The sequence below is a fragment of the Amycolatopsis sp. NPDC058340 genome (assembly GCF_042723975.1).
Taxonomy (GTDB): domain Bacteria; phylum Actinomycetota; class Actinomycetes; order Mycobacteriales; family Pseudonocardiaceae; genus Amycolatopsis.
The window spans coordinates 11,183-27,132 of sequence record NZ_JBHXIB010000042.1 but is presented as its reverse complement, the minus strand read 5'-3'; the positions used below and the strand labels follow the sequence as shown (position 1 = coordinate 27,132).

Below are 15,950 nucleotides of genomic sequence, written 5' to 3'. Positions count from 1 at the left end.
GAGGGAAGGGGGCCTTCACGCGCTCGCCAGCACCGCCATCGCGGCGTTGTGCCCGGGGATACCCGAGACACCGCCGCCTCGCACGGCCCCGGCGCCGCAGAGCAACACCCGCTCGTGCGCGGTCTCGACGCCCCAAAGGCCCACCTGGTCGTCGTCCGCGGCATAAGGCCACGAAAGATCTCGATGGAAGATGTGTCCCGCGGGCAGCCCAAGCTCGGCTTCGAGGTCCAGCGGCGTCTTCGCCTCGACACACAACCGGCCGTCCGGCGCGCGCAGCACGCAGTCCTCGATCGGCTCCGCCAGCACACTGTCCAAAGAGGACAATGTCGCTCGCAAAGCCTCGTCCCGCGCGGCGTCGTTGCGCCCCTCGAACAGCAGGGCCGGCATGTGCAGCCCGAACAACGTCAGCGTCTGCACCCCGGCCGCCCGCTCGGCCGGGCCGAGGATCGACGGGTCGGTCAGCGAGTGACAGTAGATCTCGCACGGCGGCACCGACGGGATCCGGCCCGCGGCCGCCTCGGCATAGGCCGTCGCCAGCTGCTCGTAACCCTCGTTGACGTGGAACGCGTCCCGCCGAACGCCTCACGCGGATCGACACTCGAATCGCGCAGCCGCGGCAGCCGTGAGAGCACCATGTTCACCTTGAGCTGCGCGCCTTCCGGCGTCTCCGGCGGCTCCTCCCCCAGCAACCGCGCGAGCGTCCGCGGCGCGACGTTCGACAGCACGTGCCCGCCGCGCACGGCGAATTCGTCGTCGCCGAGCCGGTAGCGCACCGAGCCGCCCGGGTCGACGGACAGCACCTCGGCACCGGTCACCAGCCGAGCCCCGGCGGAAGACGCGGCCGTCGCGAGTGCCCCGGTCACCGCGCCCATCCCGCCGACCGGCACGTCCCAGTCGCCGGTCTCGTTGCCGATCACGTGGTAGAGCAGGCACAGGTTCTGCCGGAAATCACCGGCTCCGGCGAAAGTGCCGATCAGCGCGTCGGTGAGGACCACGCCGCGAACGGTGTCGTCGCCGAACATCGCGGTGAGCGTTTCCGAGACCGGCCGCTCGAACAGCGCGTCCCATGCCTCCGGCTCGATACCCGAACGCAGCTCCTCCCTGGAGACCAGAGGCTCGGTCAGGGTGGGGAAGGTCCGTTTCGCGACCTGGGACGTCATCGCGTAGAACCGTTGCCACGCCTCGAAGTCCTTTGTGGACCCGGTGAGCGCGGCGAACGACGACGCGGTACGGCCCTCGTCGCCCGTGTCGACAAGAAGACCACCGTCGCCGACGGGGGTGTACGACGACATCCGCCGCCGCCGGAGATCGAGGCCGAGCCCCAGCTCCGCGATGATCTTGCGCGGCAGCAGGCTCACCAGGTACGAGTACCGCGACAGCCGGACGTCGACGCCGGGGAACGCCCGGAAGGAGACCGCCGCCCCGCCGACCTCGTCGCGCCGTTCCAGCACCAGCACCGAGCGGCCCGCCCTGGCCAGGTAGGCGGCCGCCACCAAGCCGTTGTGCCCGCCACCGACGATCACGGCATCGTAGGACTCCACGCAAGACCTCCCAGCGAAAACGACAGTGCGCCGCGGTCATCGTGACCACGGCGCACCGCCGTTCGCAAGGACTCAGAAGGTGATGGAGAAGCCTTCGATCGTCCCGCTGTCGAACCGGTGGACGTCACGGACCCGCAGTTTCCAGGTCCCGTTCGCCGGTTCGGACGAGGCGTTCACCGTGTACGACGTGTGCACGCCGCCCGCCTCGCCGATCCCTCCCGCCTGCTTGAGGCCGAACACCGCACCGCTCGGCCCGATCAGGTCTATCGCCAGGTCACCGGTGTAGGTGTGCGCGATGTCGACCTTGACCGGCAGCGTCGCCGACGCCTTGCCGTCGCAGCCGTCCTGCGTCACCGAACTGGTCACCGCGTCACCCGCGTCCGGAATGGACACCGGTGTCGTATTCGATTTCACCCCGCACGTCGGGGTGGGGCCACCGCCGCCGATGAACGACACGTTCAGCAGTTTGTTGACCGTGCCGGACGGCAGTCCCTTGAGCACGCCGTCGGAGGCGTTGTTCACCAGCGCGTCCCGCGTCTGCTGCGGGGTGGCCCCGGCGTTCGCCGCCAGGTACATCGCCGCCGCGCCCACCACGTGCGGCGTGGCCATCGACGTCCCGCTCATGTTCGCCGAACCACCGTTGGACGTGGACAGCGACGTGATGTTGCTGCCAGGGGCGAAGATGTCCACGCACGAACTGTGGTTGGAGAACGAGGACTTGTTGTCGTTCTCGTCCGAGGCGCCGACCGTGATCGCCTCGGGAACACGGGCGGGGCTGACGTTGCAGGCGTTCTGGTTCTCGTTGCCCGCCGCCACCACGTAGACGAAGCCCGCCGCGATGGACTTCTTGATGACGTCGTCGCCGACCCCGGCCTGATCCATCCGGAGGCTCAGGTTCGCCACCGCCGGTTTGGTGCCGTTCGCGGTGATCCATTCGGCCGCGTCGATGATGCCGGAGTCCGGCCCGTTGCCCGAACAGTCGTTGCCCAGCACCTTCAGCCCGACGAGTTTGACCTTCTTCGCCACGCCGTAGGTCTTGCTGCCGATGGTGCCCGCGGTGTGACTTCCGTGCCCGTTGCAGTCCTTCCCGTTGCCGCCGAAGAAGTCCTTCCCGACCGACGCGCGCCCCTCGTACTCCGGGTTGTCCGGGTTGATCCCGGTGTCGAGGTCGTACACGGTGACGCCCTCGCCCGTGTTGCCGTAGGTGTAGCTCTTGTCGCGCGGCAGGTTCTTCTGGTCGATCCGGTCGAGACCCCAGGTGGGGTTGGTCTGCGTGCCGACGGCGCGCGCGGTGCCGTCCTGGTAGACCGCCTTGACCGAGGGGTCGGCCGCGAGCCGCCGGGCCTGCCGCTCGGACATGCCCTTGACGGAGAACCCGCGGAGCACGTTCTTGTACGCCGACCGGACTTCGCCGCCGTAGCGGCCGGTCAGCGCGGCCGAAGACTGCTCGACCGCCATGGTGCCGACATCGTGGAGCACGACGATGTACTGATCGCCGTAATGCTGCTTCGCCTGCACGACAACGCCTTCCGCCTCCGCGGCGAGGGCGTTGCCCGCGGCGAGCGCGGCCAGCGCGGTGGCCGCGACGGCCACCACGCCGGCCCGCACGCCGCGCCGCATCAGAGACCCGCCACGTTCAGCAGCTTGTTGGTCGAACCGGCGCCCGGGCTCTTGACGACGCCGCTGGTGGCGGCGTTCGCGAGACCGGAGGCGACGGCGGCCGGGGTGGCCGACGGGTTCGAGGTCAGGTAGATCGCGGCCGCGCCGGCGACATGCGGCGTCGCCATCGAGGTACCGCTCATCTGCTGCGTGCCGCCACCGTTGCGCAGGGAGGTGATGCCGGTGCCCGGCGCGAAGATGTCGGTGCAGCTGCCGTAGTTCGAGAACGAGGACCGGCGGTCGTCGCTCTGGGTGGCGTTGACGGTGATGGCCTCACGCACGCGGGCCGGGCTGGTGGAGCAGGCGTCCGTGTTGGAATTCCCGGAGGCCACGGTGTTCGTGATACCCGCCGAAACCGCGCGGCGCACGGCGGAATCCACCCCGGAGTCGGCAGGACCACCGAGGCTCATGGTGAGCACCGACGGGCCCTTGGCGTTCTTCACGACCCAGTCGATCCCGGAGATGATCTGCGAGTACTGGCCGCTGCCCTGGCAGTTCAGCACGCGGACCGAGACGATCTTGGCGCCCTTGGCCACACCGTAGGTGGCACTGCCGACCGTGCCGGCGACGTGGGTGCCGTGCCCCTGGCAGTCGCGGGCGTCGCTGTCGTTGTCGATGAAGTCGTACCCGCTGGTGGCGCGGCCGCCGAATTCGGACTGGCGGTAGTCGACACCGGTGTCGAGGACGTAGACCGTCGCACCGGAACCGGTGTTCGGGTAGGTGTACTTCTTGTCCAGCGGCAGGTTCTTCTGGTCGATCCGGTCCAGGCCCCAGGTCGGGTTGGTCTGGGTGCCGAGCAGATGCGCGACCGCGTCCTGCTGGACGAAGTCGACGTTCGGGTCGGCGGCGAGGCGTTTGGCCTGCGCCTCGGTCATCTTCGCCGAGAAACCGTTCAGCGCGGCGGTGTAGGTCGCTTTCACCTGGCCGCCGTATTTGGCCGCGAGGCCCGCGTCGCCGCTCTTGAGCGAGACGATGTACCCGTCCGTGACGGCTCCCGGCACACCGGCACCGCGGATCTGTCCCTCGGCGGCCGTGGCCGGTCCGGCGAAGGCCACCGTGGCCGCCGCACAGGCCCCGGCCAGCACCGCACCCGCGATCCGGTGACGTCGAAGTTCTCCACGCATTTCCTGAGCTCCGTTCACTCGAACAGGTGGTTCGCGCCGGCAGGGGTCCAGACCGGCGCCGTGACCTGCAGTCACGCTGGAATCACTTTCGGGTGGCGGGACCTGCGCGAACAAGCGAGGCAACGGTCCGTAGGACTACGTATCTAATGGCGGAATCCACCGTCCCTACGAAAGTCGGGTGACCGTCCGAGCGGGTTCCGTGATCACCGAACCCGCGCTTAAGCTGCGTTCACTCGAACGGTGTGGTTCGTGAAGCGGGGGTGACCCGGCATGGTGATCGGTGGCTGCCGACGCAGGACGAGTTCGCCCGTGCTCGTCGGCCGCGAGGCGGAACTACGCGAGCTCCTCGACGGCGCGCTGCGCTCGCCGTCGGTGCTCATGCTCGAAGGTGAAGCGGGCGTGGGCAAGACCCGGCTCGCCACCGAACTGCTGGCCTGCGCCGAATTGGCCGGACGACCGGTCCTCACCGCGACCTGCCAGCCGCTGCGCGAGCCCTTCCCGTACGGCGTGGTCTTCGACGCGTTGAAGGACGTCCGCCCGGCGCGCGAGCTCAGCCCGGTGACCGGTGTCCTCGCGCCCTACTTGCCCGAACTCGCGGCATTCCTGCCTCAGCCGCCGCCGCGGCCCGGCGATCCGAGGGCCGGACGCCACCAGCTCTTCCGCGCCGTCCGGGAACTGCTCGGCTCGCTGGGCCCGCACGTCCTGCTCATCGAAGACCTCCACTGGGCGGACGACGGTTCCCGCCGTCTGCTGCGGTTCCTGATGACCGAACCGCCCACGGGCCTGACGCTCCTGGTCACGTACCGGCGCGAAGAGACCCCGGGCGGAATCCCGCTCGGCAGTGCCTTCCGGCCAACGCCGGGCACCGCGCACACGCTCGTCACGCTTCGGCCGTTGGACCGCGACGGCGTCCAGGCACAGGTTTCGGCCCTGCTCGGCGAAGCGAACGTCTCCGCCGAGTTCGCCGCGCGGCTGCACGAACGGACCGCCGGGATCCCGTTCGTGGTCGAGGAGATCGTGCACGCGATCGGGGGTGTCGAAGGCGCGGTGCACGCCGACGGCGCGACCGCGCGGCGTCTGCTCGACACGGTCGAAGTCCCGGCGCTGCTGCGGGAAGCGACGGTCGAACGGCTCATGGCATTGCCGCCCGTCGCCCGGCGGATCACCGACGCCGCCGCCGTCCTCGGCACACCGTCCACTTCGGACCTGCTGGCCGCCGTGGCCGCGCTCACCCCCGAACGCGCCCGCCGTGCGCTCGTCCTCGCGCTCGAACGCAACGTCCTCGTGGAGTCCGGCGAAGGCAGGTACGGCTTCCGGCACGCGTTCGCCCGGCAAGCCGCGTACCGCACCATCCCGGGTCCCGATCGCCAGGAACTGCACCGGCGGGCCGCGCGGCTGCTGCGCGACCGCCTCCCGCAGTCACTGGTGCGGCTGGCCGAACACTGCCGGAAGGCGGGCGACCGGGCCGGTGCCCTGAAATACGGTGAAGCGGCCGCGGATCAGGCGTCGACGGTCGGCGATCTCGCCACCGCGACGGATCTGCTCCGCACCCTGCTCGACGAACCGGGCCTTCAACCGTCCGATGTGGACAGACTGGCGGTGAAGTTCAGCTCGGTGGCGTGCAACGGGCTCGCGCAGACCGAAGTCGTCCCGGCGCTGGAGCGGCTGCTCACCGACGGCAGGCTGTCCGGGCGGCTGAGCGGCGAGGTCCGGCTGGGGCTCGGGCTCCTGCTGGTGCGCCAGGCAGGCGGGCTCGAGGCGGCGCGGACCGAGATCGAGATCGCCGTCAACGACCTCTCCGACCGGCCCGACCTGGCGGGCCGAGGGATGGGCGTCCTCGCCCAGCCCTGGGTCGGCGCGACCCCGCTGCGGGAGCACCGGCGCTGGATGGACCGGGTGGACGAGCTCATCGAGAGCGCCACCGACCGGCGGCTGAAGATCATCCTGCTGGCCAACAACACGGCGTCGCGGCTGCACATCGGGGACGCGCGCGGCTGGGACATGCTGGACCGGGCGCCCACCACCGTCGGTTCCGCCGACGAACAACGGCATCTGGCGCGGCTGCACTGCAACAGCGCCGACGCCTGTGCCTGGACCGGTCACCATCGGCGGGCCAGGAGCCTGCTGCACAGCGGGATGCAGCTGGCCGCCGACTGCGGGGCGCCGTACGTCGTCAGCACCGCCCGCGCGACCGCCGTCCACACCGACTGGCTCACCGGCAACTGGGGCGGTCTCGCCGAACGGGCCTGCGCGCTGATCGACGAGTACCGCGACCTCCTGCCGGTGACCAGTGAGCTGTGCCTGGTGCTGGGCCTGCTCGCCGCCGCCCGCGGCGAATGGGACGAGGCCGCGGCCCGGTTCGCCGGTACCGCGGCGGATCAGCCCGAGAACGCGTTCACCCCGGTCGCGATCGCCGCGCACGCCGGGATGGCGGGCATGCTGCTCGCACAGGACCTCGGCGATGCCGCCGTGACGCAGGCCGAGCAGGGACTGGAACTCTTGCGCGCCAAGGGTGTCTGGGCCTGGGGTGCCGACCTGCTCATGGCCGCCGTCGACGCGTACTGCGCCACGGGCCGGGACGCGGAGGCGCAGGCGCTGACCGACGAGTTCGAACGCGAGATCGGCGACCTCGACGCACCGTCGACCCGGGCCGCGCTCGCCGCGAACCGCGGTCTCATCGCGGCATCCCGGGGTGACCACGCGGAGGCGATCGAGGCCTTCGACCAGTCGCGGACCCGGTTCGAGGCCCTGCCCGCGCCCTATCACGCGGCGCTGATCGCCGAACGGGCCGCGCGCTGCCGTCTCGCCCGCAACGAAGACGTCGCCGAGACGTTCGCGGCGCTCGCGGAGACCTTCGACCACCTCGGTGCCACGCGTGACGCCGCGCGCTGCCGACACGCCTTCCGGTCCACCGGCGCCGTCGCCCCCTCGCGGCGCGGGCGCCGGGGTTACGGCGACGAGCTTTCCCCGCGCGAGCGCGACGTCGCCCGCCTGCTGGCCGCCGGGCACACCAACCGGGAGATCGCCGAGGTGCTTTTCCTGTCCCGGCGCACGGTGGAACAGCACGTCGCCAGCGTGCTGCGGAAGCTGAAGGTGCGGTCGCGGAGCGAGCTGGCGGGGCTGCGGTCGGCCTAGCCCGGCTCGCTGGATCGCATGACCGATCGGACGGCACGGATGATCCGGCGGACGGCACGGGTGATCCGACGGACGACACGCGTGACTGGATGGACGACACGCGTGATCCGGCGGGCGCGTCCGTGTGCCGTCCCTCCAATCACGTGTGCCGTCCATCTGGACACAAGTGTCGTCCGGCTGGTCACACGCGGCGGACATGGCTTCACGGGCCCCGGAATTAAATCGGTTGCGCACGCCGCGGGGGGTCCGGGATGATCGTCCGCGATCCGGCAGGGAGCCGGTGGATGCGACAGGGAGGTGCCTCGTGCTGATGACTGTCCGGGGCCTTGGCCGCCCCCATCCACTCGCCCCTCGCGGCTGAGCGCGGAGCCACGACGCTCGCCCGGTGGGGCATCCCTGATCTAGGAGAACCCACCAGTGCGCAAGCACGATCTCGAAGAGTCTTACGAACAACGTCCTCGCCGCACCCGTCGTGCCCGTTTCGACGACGAACCCGAACCCACCCGGGGCGGACGGCTCACCGAAGCCGAACGCGTCCGCCTCGCCCGGTTGCGGGAGGACGCCTACACCGAGACCGCCATCCCCGACGGCGCCGACCGCTGGAGCACCTGGGGAGAAGCGGAGCAAGGACCGTTGCCACGCCCGGACTGGGTGATCACCGAGCTGGCGGCGGTCGACACCGAACTCGGCATCCTCAAAACCGGCAAGGAGGCGGACGTCCACCTCGTCCGGCGCAACCTGCCCGGCACCGACGGCACCGTGCTCGCCGCGAAGCGCTACCGCAGCGGCGAACACCGGCTGTTCCATCGCGACGCCGGCTACCTCGAAGGCAGGCGGATGCGCCGTTCGCGGGAGATGCGGGCGATGGAGTCGCGCAGCAGCTTCGGCCGCAACCTCATCGCCGAACAGTGGGCCGTGGCCGAGTTCGGCGCGCTGAGCAGGCTCTGGTCGGTCGGTGCGCCCGTGCCGTACCCGGTGCAGCGCGACGGCACCGAACTGCTGCTGGAATTCCTCGGCGAGGGCGAGACGGCCGCCCCGCGGCTGGCACAGGTCCGGCCGGAGCCCGACCAGTTGCGGGAACTGTGGTTCCAGACCTCGGCGATGCTGGAGTTGCTGGCGTCGCAGGGGCTCGCGCACGGTGACCTCTCGGCGTACAACCTGCTCGTGCACCGCGAACGGATCATGGTGATCGACCTCCCCCAGGTGGTCGACATCGTGGCCAATCCGGGCGGGCTGGAGTTCCTCGCGCGTGACGTGCGGAACATCGCGACGTGGTTCCACTCGCGGGGCCTGCCGGAGCGGCTCACGGCGGTGCCGGAGCTGATCGAGGAGCTGCGGGAGATCGCAGGCCTTCGCTGACCGTCCACAGTGTCTCGAAGGGGTCTTTCCCGGCCCGATCACGCCGGGAAAGACCCCGCGGTGGAGACCCTGCCCACAATCGGTCCCTCCAGTTGGGAGGCCGGATAACGGTCCGGTACAGTAGTCACAGACCGCAACCGGCGGCGTGGATGAGTTGGTGTCCGTCGCCTCCAAAGCCAACCGAATGGCTCGCGGTATCCGTATCAATCCATTGGCGCGCGGTGTCACGCAGACGCGGTGTGCCGGGTTCGTCCCTGTGAACGCCCATCTGTGCACACCATCTTGCCCTGCCTGCGTGCGGGCAGCCCGGGCCTCCTTGCGACGTGCCACGTCCGAGAGGCATTTGTGACAGTCACGTTCAACTCCGGCCACGTCTCACCGTCGGCGCGTCAGCACCGCAAGCCGCGCACCCGCCCCGCGGGTGACGCGATGCTGCGCGAAGACGCCGTCGAGACGGTCAAGGCGAAGACCTGGGCGGAACTCGGCCTCCCCGAGCCGCTGCTGCGCGCTCTGGCCGACGCCGGTATCACCACCCCGTTCCCGATCCAGTCGGCGACCATCCCCGACGCGCTCGCCGGCCGCGACGTGCTCGGCCGCGCCCAGACCGGTTCCGGCAAGACCCTGGCCTTCGGCCTCGCGATGCTGACCCGGCTCAACGGCGGCCGTGCCCGGCCGAAGCACCCCCGGGCGCTGATCCTGGTCCCGACCCGCGAGCTGGCCATGCAGGTCGCCGACTCGCTGACCCCGCTGGCCAAATCCCTCGGCCTGTGGTGCCGCACCGCCGTCGGCGGGATGGCCTTCACCCGCCAGGCCGACGCGCTTTCCCGCGGCGTCGACCTGCTGATCGCCACCCCCGGCCGTCTGTCGGACCACGTCCGCCAGGGCACCGCGTCGCTGTCCGACGTCAACTTCGTCGCGCTCGACGAGGCCGACCAGATGGCCGACATGGGCTTCATGCCGCAGGTCCGCGAGATCCTCGACCTGACCCCGGCCCGCGGCCAGCGCCTGCTGTTCTCGGCCACCCTCGACGGCGACGTCGACAGGCTGGTCCGCGCGTACCTGACCGACCCGGTCACGCATTCGGTCGCCCCGTCGACCGCGAGCGTCACCACCATGGACCACCACGTGTTCCAGGTGTCGCACCAGGACAAGCAGGACATCATCACCGAGATCGGCGCCCGTGAGGGCCGCACGATCATGTTCGTCCGCACCAAGCACCACGTGGACCGCCTGACCGAGCGCCTGCGCGAGAAGGGCGTCCACGCGGCCGCCCTGCACGGCGGCAAGACCCAGGGCCAGCGCAACCGCGTCCTCGCGGACTTCAAGGAGGGCTACGCGCCCGTCCTCGTCGCCACGGACGTCGCCGCGCGCGGTATCCACGTCGACGACATCTCGCTGGTGCTGCACGTCGACCCGGCCGCCGACCACAAGGACTACCTGCACCGCGCCGGCCGCACCGCGCGCGCCGGGGCGTCCGGTGTCGTGGTCACGCTGGTCACCCACGACCAGCGCCGCATGGTGCGCCGGATGACCGACCGCGCCGGCGTCCGCGCCGAGCAGACCACGGTCCGCCCCGGCGACGCCGAGCTCGCTCGCATCACCGGTGCGCAGCAGCCCAGCGGCGAGCCGGTCGTCGAGCGCCGTCGTGAGTCCCCGCGTCGCGGCGGTGGCCGTGGCTACGGTGGCGACCGCGGCGGTTACCAGGGTTCGCGCGAGGGTCACGGTCACCGCGAGGGCGGCCGTCCCGGCGGCTTCCGCGGCCGCCCGCGTCGTGGCGAGTCCGGTGGCGGCAACGGCCGTCCGCAGCGTCCGGGCGGACGCCCGCGTCGCAGCTACGACAGCTGAGTCGTAACTCGCGTGTTCCTGAACGGGACTCGCGTGCTTGAAGGCGTAACTCTCGAGTTACGTCCCCAAGCACGCGAGTCCCGTCTTCATTCACGCGAGTTCCGCGTTCCGGCACCCGTCTGACGGGTTTGCGACCGGCGGATGGGAGACTGCGGGACGTGACTTCTCCCGGCCCCGCCTCCCAGAACCTCCCGCCCGACCAGGTCTTCGACTGGCTCGACGTGGAAGCGGAGAAGCGGGCCGAGGCCGGGCTGGTGCGCAAGCTGCGCATCCGGCAGGCGCAGGAACCGGAGCTGGATCTCGCCGGAAACGACTACCTCGGCCTCGCCAGGGACAAACGCGTCGCCGGTGCGGCCGCCGCGGCCGCGTTGCGCTGGGGCGCGGGGGCGACAGGCTCCCGTCTCGTCACCGGCACCACCGAGGTCCACGCCGAACTCGAGCACGAACTCGCCCGTTTCTGCGGAACGCAGGCCGCGCTGGTCTTCTCGTCCGGTTTCACCGCGAACCTCGGCGCCGTCACGGCCCTGTCCGGCGCGGATTCCGCGATCGTCACGGACAAGTACATCCACGCCTCGCTGATCGAGGGCTGCCGCCTGTCCCGGTCGGACATCGCCGCCGTCGCGCACAGCGACCCGAACGCCGTCAAGCACGCGCTGGCGACCCGCCGCAAACCGCGTGCGCTCGTCGTCACCGATTCCGTGTTCTCCGTCGACGGCGACATCGCCCCGCTGGAGCAACTCGCCGGTGTCTGCCGGGAGCACGGCGCGTCGCTGCTCGTCGACGACGCGCACGGCTTCGGTGTCCTCGGCGAGGGCGGTCGCGGCGCCGTCCACGCTGCGGGGCTCTCCGGCGCGCCGGACGTCGTCACCACGATCACGCTGTCGAAATCTTTTGGGGCGCAAGGCGGAGCGGTGCTCGGGCCGCGTCGCGTGATCAAGCATCTCGTGGACACCGCGCGCAGTTTCATCTTCGACACCGGCCTCGCGCCCGCCAGTGCCGCCGCCGCGCTGGCCGCCCTCACCGCGCTGAAGGCCGAGCCGGAGCTGGCCACCAAGGTGACCGAAGCCGCGGGAAACCTCGCGATGCAACTGAAATCGGCGGGTTTCCGGGTCAGTCTCCCGGACGCCGCGGTGATCTCGGTGCAGGCGCCGTCACCGGAGGCGGCCGTCGCGTGGGCCGCCGCCTGCGCCGATCAGGGCGTGCGGGTCGGCTGCTTCCGGCCGCCGTCCGTGCCCGACGGCATCTCCCGCCTGCGCCTGACCGCGCGGGCCGACCTCACCGAGGCCGACGTGGACCGCGCGGTCGGGGTGATCACGGCCGCGGCGCCTCCCGGCGCCACATCGTGATGTGCGGGATCCCGTCTTCCATGAACTCCTCGCCCTCGGCCACGAAGCCGTATTTGGCGTAGAACTTCGTCGCGTACGTCTGCGCGTCGAGGACGCACGGCGCGTCCCCGATCCCGGCGAGCGCGGTCTCCATCAGCCGTCCCGCGAGCCCCTTGCCGCGTGAGCGGACGGCCGTGCACACCCGGCCGATGCGGAAGGTGCCGCCGGCGTCCTGCAGCACCCGCAGGTACGAGTCGACGGCGACCGAACCGCCGATCCAGAGGTGCCGCGTGCCGGGCAGGAGGTCGCGTCCGTCGATCTCGTGATAGGCGCAGTCCTGCTCGACGACGAACACGTCCACGCGCAGGCGGAGGATGCCGTGCAGCTGTGCGGCGGTGATCTCGTCACCGGCGACGGACAGCGGGAACGACGAGGTCTCGATGATCGGGGTGTCGGTGCTCACGCCCACTTGTTAGCACATCGGGCGTGCGGAAGGCACCGATCAGCCGATCAGGCCCCGGTTCTTCTGCTGGGAGATCTCGTCCGCGAAGTGGGAGACACGGGTGTACACGCCGGGTTTGCCCGCCTTCGCGCAGCCTTCACCGAACGACACGATCCCGATCAGCGTGTCGCCGACCATGAGCGGTCCGCCCGAATCGCCCTGGCAGGCGTCGACTCCACCTTCGGGGTAGCCCGCGCACACCATGTCGCTCGGGTCGTAGCCCGAGTACGCGGTGCGGCAGGTCTTGTCGCTGACCACCGGGACGACCGCGCTGCGCAGGTATTCCGATCGCGCGCCGCCGTCGGCGACCCGGCCCCAGCCGAGGACCGTCGCCTTCGTGCCTTCGGTGTACAGGTCGGCGTTGCCGCTGTCCGCGACCTTCGCGGGCCGGTACGGCAGCTGACCGCTGACCGTCATCACCGCGATGTCGTCGCCCTTGCCGGGATCGCCGCTGTAGTCGGGGCTGACCCAGATCTTCGAGACACGCAGCTCGACGCCGTCCCGCGAACGTTTGTTGTCCCGCCCGGCCACCACGCGGACGTCGGCGCGTTTGACCGCGACCGCGCAGTGCGCCGCCGTCGCGACCGTCGTGGAGCTGACGATCACCGCGCCGCAGTACTGGTTGCCGCTCCGATCGGCCAGGTAGACCGCGTACGGGTACTGCGAGACCGAAGCCTTGCCGCCACCGACGATCCTCGGCTGGGCGGCCTGCTCCGGGCCGCTCACCGCGCTGTCGTCCGCCGACGCGCTGTTGACCGCGATCGGCACCATCACCGCCGTCGCGAGAACCGCTCCGACCGCGAGCAGCAGCGTGCGACGTGACTTCTTGGGCATGTTCTGTCCCTTCACCGGGGCGTACGTACGGTCAGACCCTGGGAAGTCATTCGACTCCAGCGCGTACACGAGCGATCGCGAATACCCTAATCGGAGAAAGCCCGATGCGGTGTCACTGAAACGGGTGGAACTGTGCTCACCGAACGCATCTGTCACCCTGGACGTCGTGCGGGCTACGGCGACGATCCTGGTGGCTACGGCCCTTCTGCTCTCCTCGTGTTCGAGCCCGGCCGTGACCAGCGCTCCCCCGGAATCCTCTTCGACCGCAACGACTCCGCCCACGCCGACCCCGCCGCCCGCACCGGTCTGGCAGGTCGGCGCGAAGCCGCTTCCCTTGCGCCGTGACGGTTTCGGGCAGATCCTCCCGACTCCTCCCGTGCTGGCGAACCGTGCCCTGCCGACCGCCGACCTGCTGCCCCCGCCCGCCGGGAACCGGTTCGCGGGCACCGTGAATCCCGTCCCCGCCGAGGTTCTCGCGCGCAGCACCTGGCAGGCGGCTTGTCCGGTCAAGGCGGGCGAACTGCGCTATCTCACGGTGTCGTTCTGGGGTTTCGACGGCCGCACGCACACCGGGGAAATGCTCGTGAACGCCTCCGTGGCGAACGCCGTCGTCACCGTACTCGGGCAGTTGTTCGCCGCGAAGTTCCCGATCGAGGAGATGCGCGTGACCGCTCCCGCCGAACTCGCCGCTCCCCCGACGGGTGACGGGAACAACACCAACGCGTTCGTCTGCCGTCCGGCCCGCGGCCAGACGACCTGGTCCGCGCACGCCTACGGGCTCGCGATCGACGTCAACCCCTTCTGCAACCCGTACACCAAGGGCGACCTCGTGCTGCCCGAGCTCGCGTCGGCGTACCTCGACCGGGGAAACCGGCGGCCGGGGATGATCACCGAAGGGGACCCGGCCGTGGCCGCCTTCGCCGCGATCGGCTGGACCTGGGGCGGCACCTGGACGACGCCGAAGGACCGGATGCACTTCAGCTCCACCGGGCGCTGAACCGGGAACAACCGGCCGCCGTGACAAGTTGGCTAGAGTCGGAACCACCCGCTCCCGCCGCAAAGGAAGACAGCGTGCCCCACTACGACCTGGTGATCGTCGGTACCGGATCGGGCAACTCGATCCTCGACCCGCGTTTCGCGGACTGGAACACGGCGATCGTGGAGAAGGGCACGTTCGGCGGCACCTGCCTGAACGTGGGCTGCATCCCGACGAAGATGTTCGTGCACGCCGCCAACGTCGCGGCCACCCCGGCTTCGTCGTCGAAGTTCGGCGTCGACGAGGAGCTGACCGGCGTCCGCTGGCGCGACGTGCGCGACCGGATCTTCGGCCGGATCGACCCGATCGCCGCGGGCGGCCGCGAGTACCGCGTCCAGCACGAGGACAACAAGAACGTCACCGTGTACGAGGGCGAAGGCCGCTTCACCGGCCACAAGGAGCTGCGGGTCAGTTACTCCGACGGCCGCCCCGCCGAGACGATCACCGCCGACAGGTTCGTGCTCGCCGCCGGCGGGCGTCCGGTGATCCCGGACATCCCCGGCCTCGCCGAGACCGGCTACCACACCTCCGACACGGTGATGCGGCTCGACGAACTGCCGTCGAGCATCGTGATCCTCGGCGGCGGGTACATCGCGGCCGAGTTCGCGCACGTCTTCGCCTCGTTCGGGGTGGACGTGACCGTGGTCAACCGCTCCGGCGCGCTGCTGCGTTCCGAGGACGACGACGTCAGCGCCCGGTTCACCGAGCTGGCCGCGCAGCGCTTCGACGTCCGGCTCGACCGGAAGACCGTCCGCGCGCGCAAGACCGCGTCTGGTGTCGCCCTGGACCTCGAAGGCCCGGAAGGCGCCGAAACCGTCGAGGCCGACGTGCTGCTCGTCGCGACCGGCCGCACGCCGAACTCCGATCTCCTGGACGTCGCCGCGACCGGCGTGACCACGGGCGAGCGCGGGCACGTCGTGGTCGACGAGTACCAGCAGACCGTGGTCGACGGGATCTACGCGCTCGGCGACATCTCGTCGGCGTTCGAGCTGAAGCATGTCGCGAACCACGAGCAGCGCGTCGTGCAGCACAACCTGTTGCACCCGGACGAGCGGATCGAAGCCGACCACCGGTTCGTCCCGCACGCGGTGTTCACCTCTCCGCAGGTCGCTTCGGTGGGGCTGACCGAACGCGAGGCGCGCGAGCGTGGCGTATCGTACGTGACGTCGCATCAGGACTACGCCGGCATCGCCTACGGCTGGGCGATGGAGGACACCACCGGCTTCGCGAAGCTGCTCGCCGACCCGGCCACCGGGCAGCTGCTGGGCGCGCACATCATCGGCCCGCAGGCGTCTTCGGTGATCCAGCCGCTGATCCAGGCGATGAGCTTCGGGCTGGACGCGAAGAGCATGGCGCGCGGGCAGTACTGGATCCACCCGGCGATGCCGGAACTGGTCGAGAACGCGCTGCTGAACCTTCCGCTGGACTGATCCCCGCCGCCGCATTTAGTCCTCTAAATGCGGCTCTCCCGGCGCTCAGGTGACCAGGTCGCGAAAGCCACTTTCGCGACACATCTCGCCCCGGGCTCCGCCTCCGTGACGTTGCGAAAGCCACTTTCGCAACGTTGAAGGTTGCGAAAGTGGCTTTCGC

Annotated in this window: 10 protein-coding genes and 1 pseudogene; 6 read left to right on the top strand and 5 right to left on the bottom strand. The window is 70.4% G+C overall.

Features of this window, described 5'->3' with window-relative positions; all coding sequences use genetic code 11:
* Window positions 1–15 precede the first annotated feature (15 nt).
* The 3 genes and pseudogenes from ACFWIW_RS32190 to ACFWIW_RS32180 all read right to left on the bottom strand — a co-directional run bounded on the left by ACFWIW_RS32190 (window position 16) and on the right by ACFWIW_RS32180 (window position 4,324).
* Window positions 16–1,541: pseudogene (locus ACFWIW_RS32190) on the bottom strand (phytoene desaturase family protein).
* Window positions 1,542–1,613: 72 nt separating this feature from the next.
* Entirely contained in the window at window positions 1,614–3,161 is a 1,548-nt protein-coding gene (locus ACFWIW_RS32185) for a S8 family serine peptidase (RefSeq protein ID WP_378371916.1), read from the bottom strand.
* Window positions 3,161–4,324, bottom strand: a complete 1,164-nt coding sequence (locus ACFWIW_RS32180) for a S8 family peptidase (protein WP_378371915.1) — start codon at window positions 4,322–4,324, stop codon at window positions 3,161–3,163. The genes ACFWIW_RS32185 and ACFWIW_RS32180 overlap by 1 nt, the downstream gene beginning before the upstream one ends.
* Before the next feature lie 309 nt (window positions 4,325–4,633).
* Between ACFWIW_RS32180 and ACFWIW_RS32175 the strand changes: the two genes are divergently transcribed.
* The 4 genes from ACFWIW_RS32175 to ACFWIW_RS32160 all read left to right on the top strand — a co-directional run bounded on the left by ACFWIW_RS32175 (window position 4,634) and on the right by ACFWIW_RS32160 (window position 12,009).
* On the top strand, window positions 4,634–7,459 hold the full coding sequence (locus ACFWIW_RS32175; protein ID WP_378371950.1) for an ATP-binding protein: 2,826 nt from the start codon (window positions 4,634–4,636) through the stop codon (window positions 7,457–7,459).
* 417 nt (window positions 7,460–7,876) lie between these two features.
* Complete coding sequence (locus ACFWIW_RS32170; RefSeq protein WP_378371914.1) at window positions 7,877–8,818, top strand: serine protein kinase RIO; 942 nt, start codon at window positions 7,877–7,879, stop codon at window positions 8,816–8,818.
* A 345-nt stretch (window positions 8,819–9,163) separates the two neighbouring features.
* Window positions 9,164–10,663 carry a DEAD/DEAH box helicase gene (locus ACFWIW_RS32165; protein ID WP_378371913.1) on the top strand — a complete coding sequence of 500 codons (1,500 nt, stop codon included), beginning with the start codon at window positions 9,164–9,166 and terminating at the stop codon, window positions 10,661–10,663.
* Window positions 10,664–10,821: 158 nt separating this feature from the next.
* Window positions 10,822–12,009 carry an 8-amino-7-oxononanoate synthase gene (locus ACFWIW_RS32160; protein WP_378371912.1) on the top strand — a complete coding sequence of 396 codons (1,188 nt, stop codon included), beginning with the start codon at window positions 10,822–10,824 and terminating at the stop codon, window positions 12,007–12,009.
* Here the strand turns inward: ACFWIW_RS32160 and ACFWIW_RS32155 are convergent.
* Both ACFWIW_RS32155 and ACFWIW_RS32150 read right to left on the bottom strand, forming a co-directional pair.
* Entirely contained in the window at window positions 11,975–12,457 is a 483-nt protein-coding gene (locus ACFWIW_RS32155) for a GNAT family N-acetyltransferase (RefSeq protein ID WP_378371911.1), read from the bottom strand. The two genes, ACFWIW_RS32160 and ACFWIW_RS32155, sit on opposite strands and share 35 nt — an antisense overlap.
* Window positions 12,458–12,490: 33 nt before the next feature.
* Window positions 12,491–13,324, bottom strand: coding sequence for a S1 family peptidase (locus tag ACFWIW_RS32150; protein ID WP_378371910.1), 834 nt, complete (start codon window positions 13,322–13,324; stop codon window positions 12,491–12,493).
* A gap of 334 nt (window positions 13,325–13,658) precedes the next feature.
* Here ACFWIW_RS32150 and ACFWIW_RS32145 point away from each other — a divergent pair, with 334 nt between their 5' ends.
* The gene (locus tag ACFWIW_RS32145) at window positions 13,659–14,321 is read left to right on the top strand and encodes a M15 family metallopeptidase (protein WP_378371949.1); all 663 of its coding nucleotides are present in this window, start codon (window positions 13,659–13,661) and stop codon (window positions 14,319–14,321) included.
* Between the two features lie 74 nt (window positions 14,322–14,395).
* Complete coding sequence (locus ACFWIW_RS32140) at window positions 14,396–15,790, top strand: mycothione reductase (RefSeq protein WP_378371909.1); 1,395 nt, start codon at window positions 14,396–14,398, stop codon at window positions 15,788–15,790.
* The last annotated feature ends 160 nt before the right edge of the window (window positions 15,791–15,950 follow it).

Excerpts from the sequence above, each read along its gene's own strand:
- ACFWIW_RS32150 (WP_378371910.1), bottom strand. The coding sequence starts at position 13,324 with ATGCCCAAGAAGTCACGTCGCACGCTGCTGCTCGCGGTCGGAGCGGTT.
- ACFWIW_RS32185 (WP_378371916.1), bottom strand. The coding sequence starts at position 3,161 with ATGCGGCGCGGCGTGCGGGCCGGCGTGGTGGCCGTCGCGGCCACCGCG.
- ACFWIW_RS32180 (WP_378371915.1), bottom strand. The coding sequence starts at position 4,324 with ATGCGTGGAGAACTTCGACGTCACCGGATCGCGGGTGCGGTGCTGGCC.